Source organism: Mycobacterium simiae (assembly GCF_008370645.1).
Lineage (GTDB): Bacteria > Actinomycetota > Actinomycetes > Mycobacteriales > Mycobacteriaceae > Mycobacterium > Mycobacterium simiae_A.
In genome coordinates this window covers 1-1,175 of the sequence record NZ_VTZN01000405.1, presented here as the reverse complement: position 1 = coordinate 1,175, position 1,175 = coordinate 1, and the positions used below count along the sequence as shown (strand labels likewise).

Annotated in this window: 2 pseudogenes; both read left to right on the top strand. The window is 62.1% G+C overall.

The window, feature by feature from the left end:
• Positions 1-271: pseudogene (locus F0Q45_RS26105) on the top strand (hypothetical protein); the annotation flags it as partial.
• Positions 264-1,175 (top strand): annotated as a pseudogene (locus tag F0Q45_RS26095) (DUF5631 domain-containing protein); the annotation flags it as partial. The pseudogenes F0Q45_RS26105 and F0Q45_RS26095, both read left to right, overlap by 8 nt.

Below are 1,175 nucleotides of genomic sequence, written 5' to 3'. Positions count from 1 at the left end.
ACGCCAAGTCCAAATCGAAACCAATAGTGGTAGCCCAGCGCTCGCCTCCGCTGCCGCGGTGAATGGGGCACTGATGCTGGAACAAGCGGTGAATGCAGCCCCAGCACTCAAAGCTGGTGATCGCTCCGCCGCTCTTTCGCTAGCACAGGCCTACACCAGCACTAACGCTCTCGGTAGCTATCTGCATCGCGACGACCCGACATATCAAGCGGCGGCCGATGACGTCAATGCCAAGGATGCGAATATGAAGGCCGTGTGTGGTGGTGGCTGATCTGCCGCCCGGCAAGTGGTCGGCGTTGTTGGTAGGCCCGTGGTGGTGCGCACGGCCCGACGCGCCAACGGCCGGAATCAGCTATTGGCAAAGTGCGGGAAAGAGCAAGCGAGGTGAGGCGAACGACCTGCACAACCAACGATCCCGCTTGGGGGAAAATCAGGGACGCACCGCCAACGATTTGCTGGAACGGTATTGGCGCGGCGAACAACGACTCGCCACTATCGCTCACCAATGTGAGGTGAAGAGCACCCAAAGCGATCATGTCGCCGATACGGTCAATCATTTGCGGGACCGTTTGACCGAGATCGCGAACTCCGGCAATGAGCGGATCGACCGGATCCTGTCCAGCACGGGGCTTATGGACGCGAAAGTTGCCGCGGTCAACGAAGTCATTGCTGAATCGAACTCAAGTGCCTCCAATGCTGCCGGGATTGCGATGTCGAACATCATCGATGCGACGCAGCGGGTGCTCGACGAAACTATCGGCGGTGACGCACGCAAGTGGCTGCGCGAGCACGGCGTCAACCTCGACGGTCCAGCTCCATCACGCCCCATCACGGCTAGAGATTTAGATTCCCCGCCACCAAACTCACAATCGGCGCCGGCATGGGCAAGTAGCCATACGGCGCCCGACACACCGCTGCCGGATGACGGCCAGCCGGCGACTTCACCGGCAGCGGCGTGGAGCAGCAGTCATACCGCGCCCGGAACACTGGGGCAGATTGACAGCGGCGCCTCCACATCACCGCTAGTGTCAGCATGGGGCAATGATCACACTGCGCCCGGTCTGTGGACGCCGCCAGGTGCGGTTCAACCGCCCTCACCGCCTGGTATGCCCGTCGTCGGTGTTGGCGGCCCGTTGGTGCCAGGCGTGTCAGCACCCGCGGCACCTGGTGCGCCA